Source organism: Streptomyces bugieae (assembly GCF_036352915.1).
GTDB lineage: Bacteria > Actinomycetota > Actinomycetes > Streptomycetales > Streptomycetaceae > Streptomyces > Streptomyces endophytica.
This window is the reverse complement of sequence record NZ_JAZBJP010000010.1, coordinates 59,086-80,181: the sequence shown is the minus strand read 5'-3', so window position 1 is coordinate 80,181 and position 21,096 is coordinate 59,086. Positions and strand designations below refer to the sequence as shown.

20 protein-coding genes and 5 tRNA genes are annotated in these 21,096 nt (G+C 70.3%); 16 read left to right on the top strand and 9 right to left on the bottom strand.

Annotation, left to right across the window (positions count from 1 at the left end; all coding sequences use genetic code 11):
* The first annotated feature begins 21 nt into the window (after positions 1-21).
* Both V2J85_RS18725 and V2J85_RS18720 read left to right on the top strand, forming a co-directional pair.
* Positions 22-228, top strand: a complete 207-nt coding sequence (locus V2J85_RS18725; RefSeq protein ID WP_261955493.1) for an acyl-CoA carboxylase epsilon subunit — start codon at positions 22-24, stop codon at positions 226-228.
* Between the two features lie 274 nt (positions 229-502).
* Complete coding sequence (locus V2J85_RS18720) at positions 503-1,159, top strand: DUF4360 domain-containing protein (protein ID WP_261955492.1); 657 nt, start codon at positions 503-505, stop codon at positions 1,157-1,159.
* A gap of 108 nt (positions 1,160-1,267) precedes the next feature.
* On the opposite strand, the gene V2J85_RS18715 is transcribed toward V2J85_RS18720, so the two are convergent.
* The 8 genes from V2J85_RS18715 to V2J85_RS18680 form a co-directional block, all read right to left on the bottom strand.
* Complete coding sequence (locus tag V2J85_RS18715) at positions 1,268-1,846, bottom strand: GTP-binding protein (protein ID WP_073447656.1); 579 nt, start codon at positions 1,844-1,846, stop codon at positions 1,268-1,270.
* The gene (locus tag V2J85_RS18710) at positions 1,827-2,414 is read right to left on the bottom strand and encodes a DUF742 domain-containing protein (protein WP_261955491.1); all 588 of its coding nucleotides are present in this window, start codon (positions 2,412-2,414) and stop codon (positions 1,827-1,829) included. The genes V2J85_RS18715 and V2J85_RS18710 overlap by 20 nt, the downstream gene beginning before the upstream one ends.
* 84 nt (positions 2,415-2,498) lie before the next feature.
* Positions 2,499-2,912, bottom strand: coding sequence for a roadblock/LC7 domain-containing protein (locus V2J85_RS18705; RefSeq protein WP_018087204.1), 414 nt, complete (start codon positions 2,910-2,912; stop codon positions 2,499-2,501).
* Between the two features lie 10 nt (positions 2,913-2,922).
* Positions 2,923-6,012 carry a sensor histidine kinase gene (locus tag V2J85_RS18700; protein ID WP_261955490.1) on the bottom strand — a complete coding sequence of 1,030 codons (3,090 nt, stop codon included), beginning with the start codon at positions 6,010-6,012 and terminating at the stop codon, positions 2,923-2,925.
* A gap of 403 nt (positions 6,013-6,415) precedes the next feature.
* Positions 6,416-7,009 (bottom strand): GTP-binding protein, encoded by a 594-nt coding sequence (locus V2J85_RS18695; protein ID WP_261955489.1) that lies wholly within the window; start codon positions 7,007-7,009, stop codon positions 6,416-6,418.
* A complete protein-coding gene (locus V2J85_RS18690; RefSeq protein WP_261955488.1) occupies positions 6,990-7,400 on the bottom strand; it encodes a DUF742 domain-containing protein in 411 nt (136 codons plus the stop codon). The genes V2J85_RS18695 and V2J85_RS18690 overlap by 20 nt, the downstream gene beginning before the upstream one ends.
* A gap of 106 nt (positions 7,401-7,506) precedes the next feature.
* Positions 7,507-7,920, bottom strand: a complete 414-nt coding sequence (locus tag V2J85_RS18685; RefSeq protein WP_018087204.1) for a roadblock/LC7 domain-containing protein — start codon at positions 7,918-7,920, stop codon at positions 7,507-7,509.
* 9 nt (positions 7,921-7,929) lie between these two features.
* Complete coding sequence (locus tag V2J85_RS18680) at positions 7,930-11,514, bottom strand: sensor histidine kinase (protein WP_330822248.1); 3,585 nt, start codon at positions 11,512-11,514, stop codon at positions 7,930-7,932.
* Between the two features lie 605 nt (positions 11,515-12,119).
* Here V2J85_RS18680 and V2J85_RS18675 point away from each other — a divergent pair.
* From V2J85_RS18675 to V2J85_RS18630, 10 genes are all read left to right on the top strand, one after another.
* Complete coding sequence (locus V2J85_RS18675; protein WP_261955486.1) at positions 12,120-12,311, top strand: hypothetical protein; 192 nt, start codon at positions 12,120-12,122, stop codon at positions 12,309-12,311.
* Between the two features lie 124 nt (positions 12,312-12,435).
* The gene (locus tag V2J85_RS18670) at positions 12,436-13,209 is read left to right on the top strand and encodes a fumarylacetoacetate hydrolase family protein (RefSeq protein ID WP_330822247.1); all 774 of its coding nucleotides are present in this window, start codon (positions 12,436-12,438) and stop codon (positions 13,207-13,209) included.
* Positions 13,202-14,683 (top strand): glutamate--tRNA ligase, encoded by a 1,482-nt coding sequence (gene gltX, locus V2J85_RS18665; protein ID WP_330822246.1) that lies wholly within the window; start codon positions 13,202-13,204, stop codon positions 14,681-14,683. The genes V2J85_RS18670 and gltX overlap by 8 nt, the downstream gene beginning before the upstream one ends.
* A gap of 96 nt (positions 14,684-14,779) precedes the next feature.
* The gene (locus tag V2J85_RS18660) at positions 14,780-15,505 is read left to right on the top strand and encodes an HAD family hydrolase (RefSeq protein ID WP_261955483.1); all 726 of its coding nucleotides are present in this window, start codon (positions 14,780-14,782) and stop codon (positions 15,503-15,505) included.
* Positions 15,506-15,592: 87 nt separating this feature from the next.
* Positions 15,593-15,664 (top strand) — tRNA-Gln (locus V2J85_RS18655).
* A gap of 21 nt (positions 15,665-15,685) precedes the next feature.
* Positions 15,686-15,758: transfer RNA gene (locus tag V2J85_RS18650), tRNA-Glu, on the top strand.
* 84 nt (positions 15,759-15,842) lie between these two features.
* Positions 15,843-15,915: transfer RNA gene (locus V2J85_RS18645), tRNA-Glu, on the top strand.
* 16 nt (positions 15,916-15,931) lie between these two features.
* Positions 15,932-16,003, top strand: a tRNA-Gln gene (locus V2J85_RS18640).
* A 41-nt stretch (positions 16,004-16,044) separates the two neighbouring features.
* Positions 16,045-16,117 (top strand) — tRNA-Glu (locus V2J85_RS18635).
* A gap of 256 nt (positions 16,118-16,373) precedes the next feature.
* On the top strand, positions 16,374-16,853 hold the full coding sequence (locus V2J85_RS18630; RefSeq protein WP_261957415.1) for a DUF4188 domain-containing protein: 480 nt from the start codon (positions 16,374-16,376) through the stop codon (positions 16,851-16,853).
* Between the two features lie 96 nt (positions 16,854-16,949).
* On the opposite strand, the gene ndgR is transcribed toward V2J85_RS18630, so the two are convergent.
* Positions 16,950-17,666, bottom strand: coding sequence for an IclR family transcriptional regulator NdgR (gene ndgR, locus V2J85_RS18625; protein WP_030414225.1), 717 nt, complete (start codon positions 17,664-17,666; stop codon positions 16,950-16,952).
* A 176-nt stretch (positions 17,667-17,842) separates the two neighbouring features.
* On the opposite strand from ndgR, the gene leuC reads away from it, so the two are divergent.
* The 4 genes from leuC to V2J85_RS18605 all read left to right on the top strand — a co-directional run bounded on the left by leuC (position 17,843) and on the right by V2J85_RS18605 (position 21,024).
* Positions 17,843-19,267 carry a 3-isopropylmalate dehydratase large subunit gene (gene leuC, locus V2J85_RS18620; RefSeq protein ID WP_261955482.1) on the top strand — a complete coding sequence of 475 codons (1,425 nt, stop codon included), beginning with the start codon at positions 17,843-17,845 and terminating at the stop codon, positions 19,265-19,267.
* A gap of 3 nt (positions 19,268-19,270) precedes the next feature.
* Positions 19,271-19,864 carry a 3-isopropylmalate dehydratase small subunit gene (gene leuD, locus V2J85_RS18615; RefSeq protein WP_261955481.1) on the top strand — a complete coding sequence of 198 codons (594 nt, stop codon included), beginning with the start codon at positions 19,271-19,273 and terminating at the stop codon, positions 19,862-19,864.
* Between the two features lie 135 nt (positions 19,865-19,999).
* A complete protein-coding gene (locus V2J85_RS18610) occupies positions 20,000-20,245 on the top strand; it encodes an SCO5555 family protein (protein WP_030414222.1) in 246 nt (81 codons plus the stop codon).
* A gap of 125 nt (positions 20,246-20,370) precedes the next feature.
* Entirely contained in the window at positions 20,371-21,024 is a 654-nt protein-coding gene (locus V2J85_RS18605; RefSeq protein WP_261955479.1) for an HU family DNA-binding protein, read from the top strand.
* Positions 21,025-21,096: the final 72 nt, after the last annotated feature.

The following is a 21,096-nucleotide window of genomic DNA, read 5'->3' as shown; positions in this document are numbered from 1 at the left end:
GACGACGGAGAAGAAGACACCGTGAATCCTGCCCACCGCACCGACCCGATCCGCGTGGAGAAGGGCCAGGCCAGCGAGGAAGAGCTCGCCGCCCTGACCGCCGTCCTGCTGGCCCGCGCCGCGCACCGCCCGGCCGCCGCCCCGGCCGGCCCGCGCGCCACCGCCGCCCGCTGGCGCCGCCTGGAGCGCCAGACCGGCTTCCACGGCGCGACCAGCTGGCAGCGCTGACCGAACACCCACGGAAGGGCCCCGCGGCACGGCTGCGGGGCCCTTCCTGTTCCCGTTTCAACTTCCTTGTGAACAAAGGTAGTTGACGTCGCATCAGTACCTCGGCGTCCGGGTATTCCGATTCGGCAGCCGACGTCCGAATCAAGGCGTAGGTTCGCCCCAATCCTGCGGAGCAGAGCTGGTCAAGGGGAGATCCCCGTGCTGGCATGCGCTCGTCATCCTCACTCCTGGTGTTCCCGCCCCGCGGGCCTAGGACGACCGGAAGGAAGAGCCCATGCTCAGCACGCTCAGTGCTGGTGCCGCAGTGGCATCCTTGCTCCTCGCCGGATCGGCATCCCCCACCACACCAGCGCGGTTCGGCGACGACCCGCCGACCGGCAAGATCACCATTACCGTCGCCACGGTCAACGGATCGGGCTGCAGACCCGGCAGCGCCGCGGTGGCCATCGCCCCCGACAACACCGCCTTCACCGTCACCTACAGCGAGTACCTCGCCCAGGCGGGCGGCACCAGCAAGCCCACCGACGCCCGCAAGAACTGCCAGATCGCCCTCAACGTCCACGTCCCGCAGGGCTTCACCTACGCGATCGCCCGTGCCGACTACCGCGGTTACGCCTCGCTGGCCCCCGGCGCCAAGGGCCTGGAGCAGGCGAACTACTACTTCCAGGGCCAGCAGCAGACGGCGCGCAAGAGCCACAGCTTCGCCGGCCCCTACGACAACAACTGGCAGTCCTCGGACGAGACCGACATCGACGCGCTCGTCTACGCGCCCTGCGGCGAGGAGCGCTACTTCAACATCAACACCGAGCTGAGGGTGGACGGCAAGTCGGCCGACCCCAAGGCCACCAGCTTCATGGCCATGGACTCCACCGACGGCAGCATCAACACCGTGTACCACTTCGCCTGGAAGGAGTGCCCGGCGCGTAAGTAGCCGCTCGCGGCTCGTGCCGCGGACACGCCGAAGGCCCCCGCATCACGCGATGTGGGGGCCTTCCGGCTGGTGCGGCGTACGGGCACGGGGGGCCGGTACGCGGCGGTGCTAGCGCAGGCGGGCCATCAGGGCGTGCTCGACGAGCGTGATGAGCGCGCTCTTGGCCTCGCTGCGGTGCCGGGCGTCCGTGGTGATGATCGGGGCGTCCGGGCCGATCTGGAGGGCCTCACGGACCTCGTCGGGCGTGTAGGGCTGGTGCCCGTCGAAGCCGTTGAGGGCGATGACGAACGGCAGGCCGCTGTTCTCGAAGTAGTCGACGGCCGGGAAGCAGTCGGCCAGGCGGCGGGTGTCCACCAGGACGACGGCACCGATGGCACCGCGGACCAGGTCGTCCCACATGAACCAGAAGCGGTCCTGGCCCGGCGTACCGAAGAGGTACAGGATCAGGTCCTGGTCCAGCGTGATCCGGCCGAAGTCCATCGCCACGGTCGTGGTCGTCTTGTCCGGCGCGTGCGTGAGGTCGTCGATCCCCGCGGAGGCGGAGGTCATCACGGCTTCGGTACGCAGCGGATTGATCTCTGAGACGGCCCCGACGAACGTGGTCTTGCCCACGCCGAAGCCGCCCGCCACCACGATCTTCGCGGAGGTGGTGGAGCGGGCTGCACCGCTAGAGCTTGCGAAGTCCACTGAGCACCCTTTCGAGCAGTGTCACATCTGGCTGTCCGCCGGCGGTCTCGTCCCCGCCGGGCTGATGGATGGCGACGAGCCCGGCCTCCGCCAGGTCGGCGACGAGGATTCGGGCGACGCCGAGGGGGATGGAGAGGAGGGCCGAGATCTCGGCCACCGATTTGATCTCGCGGCAGAGGTGGCAGATGCGCTGGTGCTCCGGCAGCTGGCCCTGCAGCTTGGCCGGGTCGGCGGTCGTGCTGACCAGCGCCTCGATGGCGAGCTGGTAGCGCGGCCGGGTCCGGCCACCGGTCATGGCGTACGGGCGCACGAGCGGGTTGTTCGCCCCGGAGGGGGCGGGCTCGGGCTTCCGCGGCGGCTGCACCGGCTGGATGCGCGGTGCCTGCGGCTGGTCGTACACCGACGGCTCGTACGGCTGGGAGTCGTACGGCCCCGGCTGCGGTGGCTGGGGCCGCTGCGGCCGGCGGCTCGGCGCAGACGGGAAGTTGAAGCGGTTGTGATGGGTCTCGCCCACAGGCCCGGACTCCTGCCCGGAACCGTACGGGTATCCGCTAGGGGGCGTTGCCACGTCTCCTCCTTCAACTTGCCTGTCTGACGCCGGTCGCGCCACCGAACCATAAGACGCGGCGGCGGGAAACGCACTGCCTGTTTGCTAGTTGAGAAGACTGCCCTGGAGTTCGGCGCGCAGGTCGGGCGTCAGCACCGTGCCCGCGCGGTCGACCAGCAGGGCCATCTCGTAGCCGACCAGGCCGATGTCGCACTCGGGGTGCGCGAGCACGGCCAGCGACGATCCGTCGGAGACGGACATGATGAAGAGGAAGCCACGCTCCATCTCCACCACGGTCTGGTTGACGCTCCCGCCCTCGAAGATGCGGGACGCGCCGGAGGTCAGCGAGGTCAGCCCGGAGGCCACCGCCGCCAACTGGTCGGCGCGGTCACGGGGGAAGCCCTCGGACATCGCGAGAAGGAGTCCGTCCGCGGAGACCACGACCGTGTGGGACACCCCGGGGGTGTTGTCCACGAAGTTGGTGATCAACCAGTTCAGATTCTGCGCCGCCTGGCTCATCGGGCTCACACTAACGCTCCTGATCGTAGGTGCTGCCGGGGCCGAAGCCCTGTTGGTCATTCTGGGGGACCCCGGAGGGGTCCGTGCCGACACTGCGTCCCTGCTGGACTCCGCGGCGCAGGTTGCTCAACCTGCCGCGGACGTCCTCCGGGGCGCGGGAGACCTGGGGGCCGCCCTGCGGGGTCTGCTCCGCGGAACCCTCGACCAGGTTGGCCTTGGGCACCCGACGGGGAAGACCGGAGGCTGTGACTCCGCCCGCCTTCGGCTCGCGCAGCCGCTCCGCCCGCTCCCAGCGCTCGTCGTTCGAGCTGCGCCAGTCGGAGCCGTCCTGGCCGGTCTCCGGCGCGCTCCGCGGCTGCTGAACCTGCTGTGCCTGCTGGTCGCGGCCTCCGCGGCGCGGAAGGCCGGCGTCCGTCAGCGAGTGCGAGTCGCTCGGTGTGGGGCCCGGACGCTCGAATGGTACGCGCTCGGGCGCGTCAGCGGGAGCGGCAGTTGTATTCCGGTCAGATTCCGCTTCGGTCCCGAAGTAGCCCTCGAATGCGTGGCGTTCGGACCATTCGTCCGGCTGTACCGGTTCGTGCGAGACGTATGGCTGCTGGCCGGTGGTCTCCGGGAAGCCCGGATCACCGAACGCCTGGCTGCCGTGCGACCGGTCGTCGTAGAGCGGTTGATCAGCTTCCGGATAGCCCGGGGCGGGGTGGCCCTGGTAGCCGGTGGCGGACGTCGCCGGGTCGCGGAAGAGCGGATTGCCGGCCTCCGGCCCCTCGGCCGGGCGCTCGCCACCAGTGGCCTGCGCCTCCAGCGCCGCCCGGCGCTCCTCGCGCATCAGCGAGCGGCCGACCATGTCCAGGTCCGCGGCGTCCGTGCGGGCGTAGCGGCTGTCGTCGAAGCCGAGCTCGGCGGCGGTGCGCTGGTGGCCCTCGTAGGCCGCCTGCTGGTGCTCGGGGACGATCCGGGAGACCGTGAAGTCGTCCTCGAACTGCTCGTCGCCGCCACCACCGTGGGTGATCGCCTCGGGCAGCATGACCAGGGACGTGGTGCCCGCCTGCTCGCCGGAGGGGCGCAGCTGCACCCGGATCCCGTGCCGGTCGGCCAGCCGGCCGACCACGAACAGGCCCATGCGCTGGGAGATCGCGGCGTCCACGCTCGGCGGGTTCGCCAGCTTGTGGTTGATGTCCGCGAAGTCCTCGGGGGTCAGCCCGATGCCCTTGTCGTGGATCTCGATCATCACCCGGCCGTCGGGCAGCCGGGTCGCGGTCACCCGCACCTTGGTCTGCGGCGAGGAGAAGGTGGTGGCGTTCTCCAGCAGCTCGGAGAGCAGGTGCACGAGGTCGGTCACGGCGGTGCCGTGGATCTCGCTCTCCGGCACGCCGGTGAGGTCTATTCGCTCGTACGACTCGACCTCACTGATCGCCGCCCGCAGGACGTCGACCAGCGGCACCGGCTGGTTCCAGCGGCGGCCCGGCTCCTCGCCGGCGAGGATGAGGAGGTTCTCGCCGTTGCGGCGCATACGGGTCGCGAGGTGGTCGAGCCGGAAGAGGCTCTCCAGCTGGTCCGGGTCCGCCTCGTTGTTCTCCAGGTCGGTGATCAGCTCCAGCTGACGCTCGATCAGGCCCTGGTTGCGGCTGGAGAGGTTGGTGAAGATCGCGTTGACGTTGCCCCGCAGCAGCGCCTGCTCGGCGGCCAGCCGGACGGCCTCGCGGTGCACCTGGTCGAAGGCGCGGGCGACCTCGCCGATCTCGTCGGTGGTGGCGATCGGGATCGGGGTGACGCGGGTGTCGACCCGGCCCGGGGCGGTCCGGGAGAGCTGGTCGACCAGCATCGGCAGCCGCTGCTCGGCGACACCGAAGGCGGCGTTGCGCAGCTGGCGCATGTTGCGGCTCATCCGGCGGGCCATCAGACCGGCCACGACGAACGCGATGATCAGCGCGGCGAGCACGATCGCGGAGTCGACGAAGGTGGACTGCTTGGCGTCCGCGGAGATCTGCGCGGCCTCGTTCACGGCCTTGTCGGCCAGGTCCTTCTCGATGGACCGGTACATGTTGAACTTGCCGGTTGCGGCCGCGAAGTAGCTGTCGGAGGTGATGCCCTTCAGGCTCAGCGTCTCCGGCGCCGCGCCGGTCCCGATCAAGGTGGACATCTGGTCGATCGACGGCGGGGTGCGGAACGGCCGGTTCGCGGCCTGCGCCTGCTCCTTTGCCTGTGCGATCTTCTGCTGCGCGGCCTGCTTCAGCGCGGCGGCGTCCTTCTGCAGCCGCTCGACGTCCTCCGGGGTGCCGCCGGAGGTGTACTCGCCGATGGCGATGCCCTCCAGGTAGCGGTACGACGCGAAGGCGGTCAGCTGGAGCTTGTGCTCCTTGCCGCCCTGCGGCGTCGCCGGGTCGACCAGCAGATGGGTGCCGATCGAGCGCTCCAGCGACTCGGCCGCCTTGGCCAGCGCCACGGCGTAGACGGTGCGGCCGTACGAGGTGATGTTGCCGGTGCCCAGGCCGAGCTCGTTGGCGAACTCCATCAGCGGGTGCTGGACCTCGACGTAGCCCTCCTCGGTCTGCACACCGTGCAGCTTCGAGGTGTACGCGGCCTGGCGCAGCTGCTGGAGCTTGGGCTCGACCTTCTCGAACGAGGCGAGCCGGCGCTTCAGGCCCGGCTTGTCCGGCATGGCCTTGGCGGCCTTGTGGAACGCGTCCGCGGCGGAGTCGGTGGCGTCCCGGGCCTCCTGGACGACCGGGTCGTTCTTCTTGCCCTCCAACAGCGGCGCCGCGGTGCGGTCCCGCTCGTCGATCAGGGCGGTGCTGTAGGACAGCGCGGCACGCACGAGCTTCGCGGTGTTCTCCGCGTCCTGCGCCTCCTGCCAGGTGGCGAACGAGGTGTTCACCCGCAGGCCGCCCAGGACCAGGGCGAGCAGCACGGGGATCAGCAGGATCGCGTTCAGCCGGGTGGCCACCCGCCAGTTGCGCGGGGAGTACTTGCTACCGGTGACCGGAGGCTTCGCGACCGTGTCCTCGGGCGCGTCGGAAGCCGGTACGCCACCTCTCGGTGGCGGGGTGAAGTTGCCCCGCCGCGGTTCCTGCGGCTCGGGGCTCGACGTGCTTCGCCTCACTCGACCAACAACCTCTCGGCGGCCGGCACTACCTGCTGTGCCGTTTCTTCTGGGCGTTCCTACTCCGGAGTTCAGCGAATTTCAGCACGTCAGGGCGGTGCGTTCCAAACACTGAGCAAAGCCGGAGCAGGCCCGGAAGGCCCTCAGATAAAAGGGGCGTTAAGGGCGAGGTGCAGCAAAAGACAGGCGATCCGTGAGCGCAGCGAAGCCGGGCATGCGCGTGCGGTGTCGAAACCTCGGGGATTCACTGTCGAAACGTTATGAAGCGAATTTGTGGGCGTGTCGAAGGACACAGATCCCTTCGCGGATGGTGGGGCGCAGCCCTGGGCAGGGCGGCGCCCCCCATGAGAATCAACTGCCGGTTCGCCCACTACAGATGACGAACCGGAGCGCCGGCCGGTTCCTACTGGAGGCGGGCCATCAGCGCGTGCTCGACGAGCGTGATGAGCGCGCTCTTGGCCTCGCTGCGGTGCCGGGCGTCGGTCGTGATGATCGGGGTGTTGGGACCGATCTGCAGCGCCTCACGCACCTCGTCGGGCGTGTAGGGCTGATGTCCCTCGAAGCCGTTGAGGGCGACGACGAACGGCAGGCCGCTGTTCTCGAAGTAGTCGACGGCCGGGAAGCAGTCGGCCAGGCGGCGGGTGTCCACCAGCACGACCGCGCCGATGGCACCGCGGACCAGGTCGTCCCACATGAACCAGAAGCGGTCCTGGCCCGGCGTACCGAAGAGGTACAGGATCAGGTCCTGGTCCAGCGTGATGCGGCCGAAGTCCATCGCCACGGTCGTCGTGGTCTTGTCCTGCACGTGGCTGAGGTCGTCGATCCCCGCCGACGCGGAGGTCATCACGGCCTCCGTGCGCAGCGGGTTGATCTCCGAGACCGCGCCGACGAACGTGGTCTTGCCCACGCCGAAGCCGCCCGCCACCACGATCTTCGCGGACGTGGTGGCGCGGGCCGGGCTCGCGGCGAAGCCGCCGTCAGAGCTTGCGAAGTCCACTGAGCACCCTCTCCAGCAAGGTCACGTCCGGCGTACCGCCGGCCTCGCCGCTGCCACCGGGCTGGTGGATCGCCACCATCCCGGCCTCTGCCAGGTCCGCGACGAGGATCCGCGCCACGCCCAGCGGGATGTGCAGCAGCGCGGAGACCTCGGCGACCGACTTCACCTCACGGCACAGGTGGCAGATCCGCTGGTGCTCGGGCAGCAGCCCGGGCAGCTGCGCGGGGTCGGCGGTCGTGCTGACCAGCGCCTCGATGGCGAGCTGGTAGCGCGGCCGGGTCCGGCCTCCGGTCATGGCGTACGGGCGCACCAGCGGCTGGTCACCTTCGCTCCCGTACGGCGCTTGGCTGTAGGCGCCGTACGGGCCGGGCGAGGCAGGTGGCGGGGTCATGGGGTCCTCCGGACGGGACAGCGCGCGCTGTCGTCGGGTTGGGCCGGTGGGGGGTGCGGCACGAATGGTTGGTGTGGTGCTGGACGGGGCGGCGCTGCGGACGCCGTCAGTTCAGCAGACTGCCCTGGAGTTCGGCGCGCAGGTCGGGCGTCAGCACCGTGCCCGCGCGGTCGACCAGCAGGGCCATCTCGTAGCCGACCAGGCCGATGTCGCACTCGGGGTGCGCGAGCACGGCCAGCGACGATCCGTCGGAGACGGACATGATGAAGAGGAAGCCACGCTCCATCTCCACCACGGTCTGGTTGACGCTCCCGCCCTCGAAGATGCGGGACGCGCCGGAGGTCAGCGAGGTCAGCCCGGAGGCCACCGCCGCCAACTGGTCGGCGCGGTCACGGGGGAAGCCCTCGGACATCGCGAGGAGCAGTCCGTCCGCGGAGACCACCACCGTGTGGGACACCCCGGGGGTGTTGTCCACGAAGTTGGTGATCAACCAGTTCAGATTCTGCGCCGCCTGGCTCATCGGACTCAACTAACGCTCCTGCTGGTGTGTGGGATCGACAATGCCGTGGTTGCCGGTGGACGACGTCCCGGCCTGCCGGCCCTGCTGGATACCGCGACGGAGATTGGTCAGCCGGCCGCGCACATCGCCCGGCGCGCGGGAGACCTGCGGACCGCTCTGGGCGGGCTGCTGCTGTTGGGCGGTGCCCGCGACGAGGTTGGCGCGCGGGACCCGGCGCGGCAGCCCGGAGGTGGTGATACCGCCCGAGGCCGGCTGACGGATCTGCTCCGCCTGCCGCCAGGTCTCGTCGTTCGGCGAACTGCGCCACTGCGCCGTGGCGTCGGCCCGCTCCGGGTTGCGTGCGCCGTTGCCCTGCGGCTCGGCGGGCGCACCCGGGGCCGCCGCGGATCCGCGGCGCGGCAGTCGCGGCGCCTCCGGCTCCTCGGTGCCCTGCGGCGGCACACCGGCAGCGGCTGCCGCCGGGTGGCTGAACCAGTTGGACTCGATCGTGTCGAAGATCGGCGTGCGGCCGTCACCGGGACCGGCGTCGGCGGCGCCGAGCACGTCCGGCTCGGGCGCGCGGCCGTCCTGCCGCCCGGCCATCGGGAACTGGCCGGTGCTCTGCGGGTCGTCGGCGTAACCGGCCCGGTCCGCGTCCGGCTGCTGCAGCTGACGGGTGTCGAGCTGCCCGGTCTCGTACGGGTCGGCCTCGGCGGCGGGCTGCGGGAAGCGGTCCGCCGGGTACTCGCCGGTGTCGTAACGGTCCGCGGGGTACTCGCCGGTGTCGTAACGGTCCGTCGGGTACTGGCCCGTGTCGTACCGGTCCGGCTCGCGCTCCGGGGCCTTCGCCGCGGGCGGCGGGGCGTTGAAGTCGGGACGGGCGAACGCGGCGGTGTCACCGGGGCCGCCGGCCGGTGCGGGCCGCTCGAAGCTGCCGGTGGTCTCCGGCTCCTCGTGGCCGCGCGGCCGGTCCTGCGCCTCGCGGGGCGTCAGCGGCCAGTCGTCGTCGCCGCGCTCGCGGCGGGCACCCCAGCTCGTACCGCCCGGCTGCTGCTGACCGCCGAAGGCGTCCTGGCCACCGCGGCCGCCGCCGGCCGGCGTACCGCCCGGCAGTTCGGCCGCCGGACCGCGGGCCGGCAGCTCCGCGCGCTCCTCGCGGCGGGGCGCGCCGGTGGGCGGGGCGACGGTCGCGGCGGGGCCGTTGTCCGCACCGCGGGTGGGCAGCGCGGGGCGCGCACCGCCGGAGCGTGCGGCGGGCGGACGGGCGTCGCCGCCCGCGGCCGGGGCACCGGGTGCGGCGCCGGCGGGCGCGGGACGCCCGGACGGGGCGCCGAAGGCGTTCGGTCCGCCACCGGGACCGCCGCGGCCGGGCAGCGCGGGACGGCCGCCGGCACCCGGGCCGGAACCGACCTGGCCGCGCGGCTGGAGCCCGGCGAGCCGGCTGGACGGCGCACCGCCGACCTCGCCGGACGGGCTCTTGGCGGTGCTGGGTGCCGGCTTCTTGCCGCCCTGGGCGACGTCGACCGGCAGCATGACCAGTGCGGTGGTGCCGCCGGAGTCGGACGGCCGGAGCTGGATGCGGATGCCGTGCCGCAGGGACAGCCGGCCGACCACGAACAGACCCATCCGGCGGGAGACCGAGACGTCCACGGTCGGCGGGCTGGCCAGCCGCTCGTTGATCGCCGAGAGGTCCTCGGGGGACAGGCCGATACCGGTGTCGTGGATCTCGACCAGGACCCGGCCGTCGGGCAGCGCGTGGCCGGTGACCTTGACCTTGGTCTGCGGGGAGGAGAACGAGGTGGCGTTCTCCAGCAGCTCGGCGAGCAGGTGCACGAGGTCGTTGACGACCCGGCCGGCGACCTCGGTCTGCGGGACGGCGTTGAGCTCGATGCGCTCGTACTGCTCCACCTCGGAGGCGGCGGCACGGAGCACGTCGACCAGCGGCACCGGGCGGGTCCACCGGCGGCCCGGCTCCTCGCCCGCGAGGACGAGGAGGTTCTCGCCGTTACGGCGCATACGGGTCGCGAGGTGGTCGAGCTTGAAGAGCGAGGAGAGCTGGTCCGGGTCGGCCTCGCGGGACTCCAGTTCGGAGATCAACGAGAGCTGACGCTGGATCAGACCCTGGGAGCGGCGCGAGAGGTTGGTGAACATCGCGTTGACGTTGCCCCGCAGCAGCGCCTGCTCGGAGGCGAGGCGGACCGCCTCGCGGTGCACGTCGTCGAAGGCCGCGGCCACCCGGCCGATCTCGTCCCGGCTGTGCACACCGACCGACTCGACGGAGGTGTCCACGTCCTGCGGGTCGGACTCGGACAGCTGCTTGACCAGCTCGGGCAGCCGGTCCTGGGCGACCTTCTGCGCGGTGTCCTGCAGCCGGCGCAGCGAGCGGACCATGGAGCGGGCCACGACGAACGCGCCGACCAGCGAGACGCCGAGGACGAGCAGGATCAGCGCACCGTTGATGAGGGCGTCCTGCGTGGCCTCGTCGCGGGCCTCGCGGGACTTCTGCTCCATCTCCGACAGCAGCGTGGTCTCGATCCGCGACATCTCGTCGATCTTGACGGTGTCGGAGTCGTACCAGTCGAGGTAGCGGTAGTCCTGGCTGCGGATGCCGGAGGCGCTGGCGAAGGCGCGGTGCGAGAAGGCGGACGCCGCCTTGATCTCGTCGTTGTTGCCGTCCAGGCCGCGGGTGAGCGCGCCGGCGTTGTTGGCGTAGATCTGCGAGAACCGGTCCCGGGCGGCCTTCTCGCTGATCTCGGCGTTGTGACCGGCCTGGCGGTCGTTGGCGGACAGCTCCGGGCCGCCCTTGTGGGCGAGACCGGCACTGATCAGGGCTCGCTGGATCGACGCGTACTCCTTGGCCGACGAGAACGCCGCCAGCGCACGGGTACTGCGGATCATGTCCGGGTTGCTGGTCGCCTGCGCCATGTCCTGGGAGAGCGACAGCAGCGAGTTGATCAGCTGGTTGTAGCTGGTGACGGTCCGCGCGGTGTTGCCGTCGTCCTTGTAGGCGTTGGCGCGGATCTCGTTGAGGGTGTTGAGCTGGCGGCCGATCTCCAGGATGGTCGCCCGGACGCCGGCCATCGTGGCGTCCTGGCCCTGGATGTCGCCGGTGGCCTGGTTGAAGGACAGCTTGGCGCGGTCGGTCGCCTCACGGGGGGCGACGACGTTCGCGTCGTCCTTGGCGTTGCCGCTGCCGGCCAGCGGACCGGCCGACTTGTCCCGCTCGACCTGCAGCGCGTCGGCGAGCTCGGTCGCCTGCCGGGTCATCTCGGTGAGCATCTGCATCTTGTCGAGCTGGTCGATGTTCTCCAGCTGCGTGGCGATGCGCATGCCGCCGAGCGTGGTGGCGGCGACCACGGGCAGCGCGAGCAGAGAGACCAGTCGGGTGCTGATGCGCCAGTTGCGCAGCGCTATTCGCGAACCGGGGCCGGTCGCGGCCTTGGGCGCACCGGTGTCCGTGGCGTCACCGCCCGGCGCCTGGCCGCCGCGGTCGGACGGCGTCAGGCCGCCCGCCGGGTTGTTGCGGTCGCGCTGGGGCGAGGAGGCGCGGTCGGTTCCGCCGCGCAGCTCCGGTTCCGCCGCAGCGCTGCCATCCCTCTTGAAACGTCCCTGCACTAGCGTCGCAACCTCTGGACCAGGCGTCCCACCTCGGCGGGACGGTGTCGAGTCGTATAGGGGACCGTGAATCCCCCATGGGCGGTCGTGAAATGACCGGCGGGCTGCCCCCTCTGGCCGAGAGAGCGGCACCACCGCGCGGCGCCACCTTGCGCCCTGCGCGCCGGCTGAAACGTGCGGCGGTCCGTGGAATTCCAGCACAGTGCCGGATCTCCAACAAGAGCGGAGCGGGTGGCTGTGACGTGGATGACGCAATGTACGGACCACGTCACGAGTTGTAGAAGAAGCCGCTGGAGATATCGGACGTTTGCCCGCGAGTCGCACGCCTCTGCCGGCTGTCCCAGGTGCGGTGATCGGGAGCGGAACGTGCGCTTCAATCCGTCATTGTCCGATTCGCCCAGGGATGTTGATCATGGGAAATGCGGCTTTTGTCGCACGGCTCGTGAGCAAACTCACAGGAAGATCGTTGAGTTCCCCAGCGCTTCGGAGGGAATAGCGCGCATAGCCTGACGCTTTACACAGTTGCCGGAACCGACAAGACAGGTTTCCGCAACGGCTTTTCCACCGGCCGATCACCAGCTTTCGACCACACGAGGCATACCGAAGTGAAGACGACGATGATGTTCCGCAACATAGCCAACCCGCGGCGCACCACCCTGGCCCACCTCAAGGACGCCGACGAGCTCGGCACCACCCTCCCCGAGGCTCCGGAGCACACCGTCGATCTCCCCACACAGACCGCCAACCCCCGGCGCACCGTCCTGATGGACGCCCCCGAGCAGGCCGTCACCGCGTAACCACGCGGCCAAGGGGCAGCGGCCGCGGACCGCCTCGGCGCCCATAGGTGAGCGCGCGCCCAAAAAGGGGCGATAGCCTGGAGTGTCAACTCCGGTCAATGATCACTGAGGGGCAGCGGCACCCGTGCGCATCGCCAGATTCTCCATCGACGGCAACGTCGGCTTCGGCGTCCTCGAAGGCGACGAACTCGACGTCATCAAGGGTCATCCCTTCGCGGAATTCGAGCGCTCGGGCCAGAAGGTTCCCCTCGACAAGGTCCGGCTGCTGCCTCCCGTCCTGCCCAACAAGGTCGTCTGCGTGGGCCGCAACTACGCCGAACACGCCGCCGAGCTGGGCAACGCCGTCCCGGACGTGCCGGTCACCTTCTTCAAGCCGTCCACCTCGGTGATCGGCCCCGGTGACCCCATCGCCTACCCCTCCTTCTCCCAGGAGGTGCACCACGAGGCGGAGCTCGCCGTCGTCATCGGACGGATGTGCCGCGAGGTGCCCCGCGAACGCGCCAAGGACGTCATCCTCGGCTACACCTGCGCCAACGACGTCACCGCGCGCGACGTCCAGCAGCGCGAGAAGCAGTGGGCCCGGGCCAAGGGCTTCGACAGCTCCTGCCCGCTCGGCCCCTGGGTCGAGACCGGGCTGGCCCCCGCCGACGTCGCCGCGGGCCTCGCGATCCAGTGCACGGTCAACGGCGAACAGCGCCAGCTCGGCCGCACCAGCGACATGATCCGCCCGATCGAGGACCTGATCGTGCACATCACCGAGGCCATGACCCTGCTCCCCGGCGACGTCATCCTCACGGGCACCCCGGCCGGGGTCGGCCCCCTCAACGTCGGCGACGAGGTCGCCGTCACCATCGAAGGCATCGGCACTCTCACCAACAAGGTGATCAAGCGTGGCTAACGCGACCCCCGTCCGCGTCCGTTTCTGTCCCTCCCCGACCGGTAACCCCCATGTCGGCCTGATCCGCACCGCCCTGTTCAACTGGGCCTACGCGCGGCACCACAAGGGCACCCTGGTCTTCCGGATCGAGGACACCGACGCGGCCCGCGACTCCGAGGAGTCCTACAACCAGCTGCTGGACTCCTTCCACTGGCTCGGCTTCGACTGGGACGAGGGCCCCGAGGTCGGCGGCCCGCACGCGCCGTACCGCCAGTCCCAGCGGATGGACCGCTACAAGGACATCGCCGAGAAGCTGCTCGCCGCCGGCCACGCGTACCCCTGCTACTGCACCACCGAGGAGCTCGACGAGCGCCGCGAGGCCGCCCGCAAGGCCGGCCGGCCCTCCGGTTACGACGGCACCTGCCGCGAGCTGACCGCCGAGCAGAAGGCCGCGTACGAGGCCGAGGGCCGCAGCTCGATCGTCCGCTTCCGGATGCCCGACGAGCCGATCACCTTCACCGACCTGGTCCGCGGCGAGCTGACCTTCACCCCGGACAACGTCCCGGACTACGGCATCGTCCGGGCCAACGGCGCGCCGCTCTACACCCTCGTCAACCCGGTCGACGACGCCCTGATGGGCATCACCCACGTCCTGCGCGGCGAGGACCTGCTCTCCTCCACCCCCCGCCAGATCGCCCTGTACAAGGCGCTGATCGAGCTGGGCATCGCCTCGTCGATCCCCGAGTTCGGCCACCTGCCGTACGTCATGGGCGAGGGCAACAAGAAGCTCTCCAAGCGCGACCCGCAGGCCTCGCTCAACCTCTACCGCGAGCGCGGCTTCCTGCCCGAGGGCCTGCTCAACTACCTCGCGCTGCTCGGCTGGTCGTTCTCCGCCGACCAGGACATCTTCTCGGTGCCCGAGCTGATCGAGAAGTTCGACATCGCGGACGTCAACGCCAACCCGGCCCGCTTCGACCTGAAGAAGGCCGAGGCGATCAACGCCGACCACATCCGGCAGCTGGACGTCGAGGACTTCATCAAGCGGTGCGAGCCCTGGCTGGCGGCCCCGTTCGCCAACTGGGAGCCGGCGGACTTCGACGAGGCCGCCTGGCGCGCGATCGCTCCGCACGCCCAGACCCGCCTCACCGTCCTGTCCGACATCACCGCCAACGTCGACTTCCTGTTCCGCAAGGAGCCGGTGGAGGACGAGGCGTCCTGGACCAAGGCGATGAAGGGCGACCCGGTCGCCCTGCTCACCACCGCCCGGGCCAAGCTCGCCGCCGCCGACTGGAACGCCGGCCCCGAGCCCCTCAAGGAGGCCGTCCTGGCCGCCGGCGAGGAGCACGGCCTCAAGCTCGGCAAGGCCCAGGCCCCCGTCCGGGTGGCCGTCACCGGCCGCACGGTCGGCCTGCCGCTCTTCGAGTCCCTCGAAGTCCTCGGCAAGGAGCGCACCCTCGCCCGCATCGACGCCGCGCTGGCCAAGCTCGCCGGCTGACCCACGACGGGCGCCCGAGGGCCCGGAAGCCGCACCGGCTTCCGGGCCCTCGGCATATCTCCTCCCGGCACCGCCCAGGAGCGTTAGATTGCCCTCATGCCCCTCCGCGCCGTCCTGTGGGACATCGACGACACACTCTTCGACTACACCGGGTCGGACCGCGCCGGTGCGCTGCGGCACCTGCGCGCCGAAGGCCTGCTGGCCGCCTACGGCGGGGAGGAGGCGGCGCTGACGCGCTGGCGCGCGGCGATGGAGACCGAGTTCGCCCGCTTCCTCGCCGGTGAGCTGGGATTCCTCGACCACCGCAGGGAGCGCGCCCGGACGTTCCTGGGCGTGGCGCTGAGCGACGAGGAGGCGGACGCCTGGTTCGCGCGGTACATCGCGCACTACGAGGCGTCCTGGGCGCTCTTCCCGGACTCCGAGCCCGCGCTGACGGCGCTGGCGCCCCTGGTGCGGCAGGCCGTGCTGTCGAACTCCTCCGTCGCCAACCAGGAGCGCAAGCTGGCCACGCTGGGCATCCGCACCCACTTCGAGGCGGTGCTGTGCGCGGACGAGCTGGGGCACGCCAAGCCCGCGGCGGAGGCCTTCCACGGCGCCTGTGCCGCGCTGGGCCTCGGGCCCGAAGAGGTGGTCTACGTCGGCGACCGGCTCGACATCGATGCGCTCGGCGCCCGGGACGCCGGGCTGGGCGCCGTCTGGCTGGACCGCACGGGCGCCGGCGGGGAGCTGCCGGCCGGGGTGCGGCGGATCGCGAGCCTGGCGGAGCTGCCCGAGCTGCTGCACGGAGTTATCGGTTTTGGAGCCCCGTCCACGATCAGGTAATGTTCTTCCTGCGCCGCCCGAGAGGGCCGAGAGGCCCGGCCGGGAAGCGTAAGTCAAATACCACCCCCGCAGGGGGTTGCGTTTTGATGGCCTATGGTGTAATTGGCAGCACGACTGATTCTGGTTCAGTTAGTCTAGGTTCGAGTCCTGGTAGGCCAGCTCGCAGAGCTCATCTGCAAAGCCCCCGTTGTGTAGCGGCCTAGCACGCTGCCCTCTCAAGGCAGTAGCGCCGGTTCGAATCCGGTCGGGGGTACGGATCCATCCCGTAGATCATCAGGGTCGCTCCCGATGGTATTGCGGTGACAGCATCCGGCTCCGGCCGGATGGGATCGCTAGGGCCCCCGTTGTGTAGCGGCCTAGCACGCCGCCCTCTCAAGGCGGTAGCGCCGGTTCGAATCCGGTCGGGGGTACTGGTCTAAACCACCATGGGCTATGGTGTAATTGGCAGCACGAGTGATTCTGGTTCATTTAGTCTAGGTTCGAGTCCTGGTAGCCCAGCGCAGCGTGTCCTCGTGACAGGCTCAACTGCAGGAAATCTTGCCCCCGTTGTGTAGCGGCCTAGCACGCCGCCCTCTCAAGGCGGTAGCGCCGGTTCGAATCCGGTCGGGGGTACGTAAGAGGGAAGGCCCTCCGCATCATGCGGGGGGCCTTCTCGCTGTTCCGGTGGCTCAACGGCCCGTTCCGAAGCGCCTGTTGGACGCCTTGAGGCCTTGCGGTCTCGACATCGTCGCGGCGCCCACCCCGCTGCGCTCCCGCGCTCCCGGGCTGCGCCGGTCGCCTACCACTTGCACTCCCTCTTGGGGAGTGGCACTATCCAATTATGGATAGCGACGCTATCCAGCGTCATGGTGTGACCAAGGGGGCTGTGATGAGCGGCAAGCCGGTGCAGGGACGGATGACGGCGGACGGTACCGGGGAGGTGGTGGTCTTCCTCGTCGGGGTGCGGATCAACGACTGGCGGGCGGTGCGCAGTTGGCTGCCCGTGCTCCGGGCGATGACGCCCATGCTCAAGGAGCTGGCGCGTGACCCGGAGCGGGGCATGCTCGGCTACCGCTTCCTGCCCGGACTGCGGAACGTCGCGGTCCTGCAGTACTGGGAGTCGAAGGAGAAGCTGCTGGCCTACGCGAGCGACCAGGGCGGTGCGCACCGCCCGGCCTGGGCCGCCTTCAACCGGCGGGCACGGGCGGGGCGGGGGCGCGTCGGCATCTGGCACGAGACCTACGCCGTCCCGGCGGGCTCGTACGAGAACGTCTACGCGAACATGCCGCCCTACGGGCTGGGGGCGGCCCGCGGGGTGGTGCCGGTCGCCCGCCGCGGGGAGCGGGCGGCCGAGCGGCTGGCGGCCTGAACCGGGGCGCGGCCGCCCGGCCCCGGTCCCGGACGGAGCTCGCCGTACGGGAGCGGGGCCGGGCCGCGTGGTTCGGGCCGGGGCCGGCCGGGTCGCTCAGCCGTTGCGGCGCAGGCCCTCGGAGAGCCGGGCGGCCGCGTCGATGACCGCCTGGGCGTGCATCCGGCCCGGGTGGCGGGTCAGCCGCTCGATCGGTCCGGAGACCGAGACGGCGGCCACCACGCGGTTCGAGGGGCCGCGTACGGGCGCGGAGACCGAGGCCACGCCGGGCTCCCGCTCGCCGATCGACTGGGCCCAGCCGCGGCGCCGTACGCCCGACAGGGCCGTCGCCGTGAAGCGGGCGCCCTGGAGGCCGCGGTGCAGCCGCTCGGGCTCCTCCCAGGCCATCAGGATCTGCGCGGCCGAGCCGGCCTTCATCGGGAGCGTGGAGCCGACCGGGACGGTGTCCCGCAGTCCGGACAGCCGCTCGGCCGCCGCCACGCAGATCCGCATGTCGCCCTGCCGGCGATAGAGCTGGGCGCTCTCGCCCGTCACATCGCGCAGGTGGGTCAGTACCGGTCCGGCCGTGGCCAGCAGGCGGTCCTCGCCGGCCGCCGCGGCCAGCTCGGAGAGCCGTGGGCCCAGGATGAACCGGCCCTGCATGTCCCTCGCCACCATCCGGTGGTGTTCCAGTGCCACGGCCAGCCGGTGGGCCGTGGGTCGTGCAAGCCCTGTCGCCGCGACCAGCCCGGCGAGGGTGGCCGGACCGGACTCCAGGGCACTCAAAACCAGAGCTGCCTTGTCGAGAACGCCGACGCCGCTAGAGTTGTCCATGCAACGATACTCACGTCTCACAGTGTGAAACGCAAGTTCAATTTTCCAGGGAAGTCGTCAGTCTGTAGGTGTGGGCCCTCGACCAGGGCCCGGCGTAAGGCCCGGCAGGGGGAGTTCTGCGGGCGATCGCGCATGGACGAGCAAGGCCGGCACAGCGGCCGGCCGGAGGGAAAGCGATGGGACGGACACTCGCGGAGAAGGTCTGGGACGACCACGTCGTCCGGCGCGCGGAAGGCGAGCCCGACCTCCTCTTCATTGATCTGCACCTGCTGCACGAGGTCACCAGCCCGCAGGCGTTCGACGGCCTCCGCAAGGCCGGCCGCCAGGTGCGCCGGACGGACCTGACCATCGCCACCGAGGATCACAACACCCCGACCCTCGACATCGACAAGCCGATTGCCGACCCGGTCTCGCGCACCCAGCTGGAGACGCTGCGGAAGAACTGCGCCGAGTTCGGCGTCCGGCTGCACCCGCTCGGCGACGTCGAGCAGGGTGTCGTCCACGTCGTGGGCCCCCAGCTGGGACTGACCCAGCCGGGTACCACCGTGGTCTGCGGTGACAGCCACACGTCCACCCACGGCGCCTTCGGCGCGCTGGCGTTCGGTATCGGCACCAGCCAGGTCGAGCACGTGCTGGCCACCCAGACGCTGCCGCTGGCCCCGTTCAAGACGATGGCGATCACCGTCGACGGCGAGCTGCCGGAGGGCGTGACCGCCAAGGACCTGATCCTGGCGATCATCGCCCGGATCGGCACCGGCGGCGGCCAGGGATACGTCATCGAATACCGCGGCCCGGCCATCGAGAAGCTCTCGATGGAGGCCCGGATGACCATCTGCAACATGTCGATCGAGGCGGGCGCCCGGGCCGGCATGATCGCCCCGGACCGGACCACCTTCGACTACCTCCAGGGCCGCGACCACGCCCCCCAGGGCGCGGACTGGGACGCCGCGGTCGAGTACTGGAAGACGCTGCGCACCGACGACGACGCGGTCTTCGACGCCGAGGTGCACATCGACGCCGCCGAGCTGGCGCCGTTCGTCACCTGGGGCACCAACCCGGGCCAGGGCGCCCCGCTTTCGGCGCGCGTCCCCGACCCGGCTTCGTACGAGGACGCCTCGGAGCGACTGGCCGCCGAAAAGGCCCTGGAGTACATGGGGTTGACGGCGGGTCAGCCGCTGCGCGAGATCACCGTGGACACCGTCTTCGTAGGTTCCTGCACCAACGGCCGCATCGAGGACCTGCGCTCCGCGGCGTCGATCCTGGAGGGCCGCAAGGTCGCCGACGGCGTACGGATGCTGATCGTTCCCGGCTCGGTCCGGGTCTCCCTGGAGGCGGTCGCCGAGGGGCTGGACAAGGTCTTCACCGCGGCCGGCGCCGAATGGCGGCACGCGGGCTGCTCGATGTGCCTGGGCATGAACCCCGACCAGCTGGCGCCCGGTGAGCGCTCGGCGTCCACCTCCAACCGCAACTTCGAGGGCCGCCAGGGCAAGGGCGGTCGTACGCACCTGGTCTCGCCGCAGGTGGCCGCCGCAACGGCGGTTCTCGGCCATCTGGCCTCACCGGCCGACCTGTCCGACGTCGCCACGCCCGCGGGAGTCTGAACCATGGAAGCTTTCACCACCCACACCGGCCGGGCCGTCCCGCTGCGCCGCAGCAACGTCGACACCGACCAGATCATCCCGGCCCACTGGCTGAAGAAGGTCACCCGCGACGGCTTCGAGGACGGGCTGTTCGAGGCCTGGCGCAAGGACCCCGAGTTCGTCCTCAACAAGCCGCAGTACAAAGGCGCCACGGTGCTGGTCGCCGGCCCCGACTTCGGCACCGGTTCCTCGCGTGAGCACGCCGTCTGGGCGCTGCAGAACTACGGCTTCAAGGCCGTCATCTCCTCGCGGTTCGCGGACATCTTCCGCGGCAACTCCCTCAAGAACGGCCTGCTGACGGTCGTCCTGCCGCAGGAGACGGTGGACCGGCTGCAGAAGCTGGTGGAGGCCGACCCGGCCGCCGAGGTGACCGTCGACCTCGTGGACCGGCAGGTCCGGGCGGAGGGCATCAGCGCGGACTTCGAGCTGGACGAGAACGCCCGTTGGCGTCTGCTGGAGGGGCTGGACGACATCAGCCTCACCCTTCGGGAGGAGTCATCAATCGTGGCGTACGAGGCGAATCGCCCGTCGTTCAAGCCGCGTACGATCGAGGTCTGACCTCGGGTTTTTGGCTCAAAGCGTTATTGCGTACGATGCGCCCCCTGTGCAGTTGGCAGGGGGCGCATCGGCTTGTGGAGACGCCTGTTGAGGCCCCGTGAAGCGACAACTCGCCGCAGATGGCACAATTAGCGCATGGAACGCGACGACCAACTCCAGCTCTACGGCGTCGTCGCCGACCGACTCAAGGACGCACACGCAAGAGTGCGGACACTGCAAGTCCCGGAGGGCGTACGGATGGCGCTGACCCGGAAGCTGCTCGTCATCACGGCCGCGGCTAAACACGATCTTGCGGACGCGGCACGGCGTCTGGAGTGGTTCATGGAAGACCTCGACGAAGGTCGTTATCCCGAAGATGTGCATGCCGACGGAAGTCCGTGAAGGTCGAGTTCGTTGCGGCACAAGGGTGATTAGCCCGTTTCGTGTTTGATTTGCGGTATATATCTGCCTAACGTGCGAAAAAGCTTGGAAACTTTCCTTCCAGCAATGTCTCCGAAGGGGAAGACGTGAACAAGGCGCAGCTCGTAGAAGCCATTGCCGACAAGCTCGGCGGCCGCCAGAACGCCGCGGACGCGGTCGACGCCGTACTCGACGCGATCGTCCGTGCAGTGGTCTCCGGCGACCGCGTTTCGGTCACCGGATTCGGCTCGTTCGAGAAGGTCGACCGCCCGGCCCGTTACGCCCGCAACCCGCAGACGGGTGAGCGGGTGCGGGTCAAGAAGACCTCGGTGCCGCGCTTCCGCGCCGGTCAGGGCTTCAAGGACCTGGTGAGCGGCTCGAAGAAGCTCCCCAAGGGCGGCGAGGTCTCCGTCAAGAAGGCCCCCAAGGGCAGCCTCACCGGTGGCGCGGCCATCAAGAAGGCCGCCGCGAAGAAGGCCACCGCCAAGAAGGCCGCGGCGAAGAAGGCGGCTCCGGCGAAGAAGGCCGCGGCGAAGAAGGCCACCACCGCGAAGAAGGTCACCGCCAAGAAGACGGCGGCGAAGAAGGCCCCCGCCAAGGCCGCCGCCAAGAAGGCGACCCCGGCCAAGAAGACCACCGCGAAGAAGGCGACGGCCAAGAAGACCGCGCCCGCGAAGAAGGCGACGGCGAAGAAGGCTCCCGCCAAGAAGGCCACCGCGCGCAAGACCACCGCGAAGAAGACCACCGCCCGCAAGCGGTGACCACAGCAGCGGCGACGCCATGCGTCGGGCCGGTCTCCCTCCGGGGAGCCCGGCCCGCGGTGCTTGTGGGCC

Bases quoted from the DNA above. Each gene is read 5' to 3' on its own strand.
- V2J85_RS18720 (WP_261955492.1), top strand. From the start codon at position 503: ATGCTCAGCACGCTCAGTGCTGGTGCCGCAGTGGCATCCTTGCTCCTC.
- V2J85_RS18705 (WP_018087204.1), bottom strand. From the start codon at position 2,912: ATGAGCCAGGCGGCGCAGAATCTGAACTGGTTGATCACCAACTTCGTG.
- V2J85_RS18690 (WP_261955488.1), bottom strand. From the start codon at position 7,400: ATGACCCCGCCACCTGCCTCGCCCGGCCCGTACGGCGCCTACAGCCAA.
- V2J85_RS18685 (WP_018087204.1), bottom strand. From the start codon at position 7,920: ATGAGCCAGGCGGCGCAGAATCTGAACTGGTTGATCACCAACTTCGTG.
- V2J85_RS18660 (WP_261955483.1), top strand. From the start codon at position 14,780: ATGCCCCTCCGCGCCGTCCTGTGGGACATCGACGACACACTCTTCGAC.
- V2J85_RS18630 (WP_261957415.1), top strand. From the start codon at position 16,374: ATGAGCGGCAAGCCGGTGCAGGGACGGATGACGGCGGACGGTACCGGG.
- ndgR (WP_030414225.1), bottom strand. From the start codon at position 17,666: ATGGACAACTCTAGCGGCGTCGGCGTTCTCGACAAGGCAGCTCTGGTT.
- leuC (WP_261955482.1), top strand. From the start codon at position 17,843: ATGGGACGGACACTCGCGGAGAAGGTCTGGGACGACCACGTCGTCCGG.
- leuD (WP_261955481.1), top strand. From the start codon at position 19,271: ATGGAAGCTTTCACCACCCACACCGGCCGGGCCGTCCCGCTGCGCCGC.
- V2J85_RS18610 (WP_030414222.1), top strand. From the start codon at position 20,000: ATGGAACGCGACGACCAACTCCAGCTCTACGGCGTCGTCGCCGACCGA.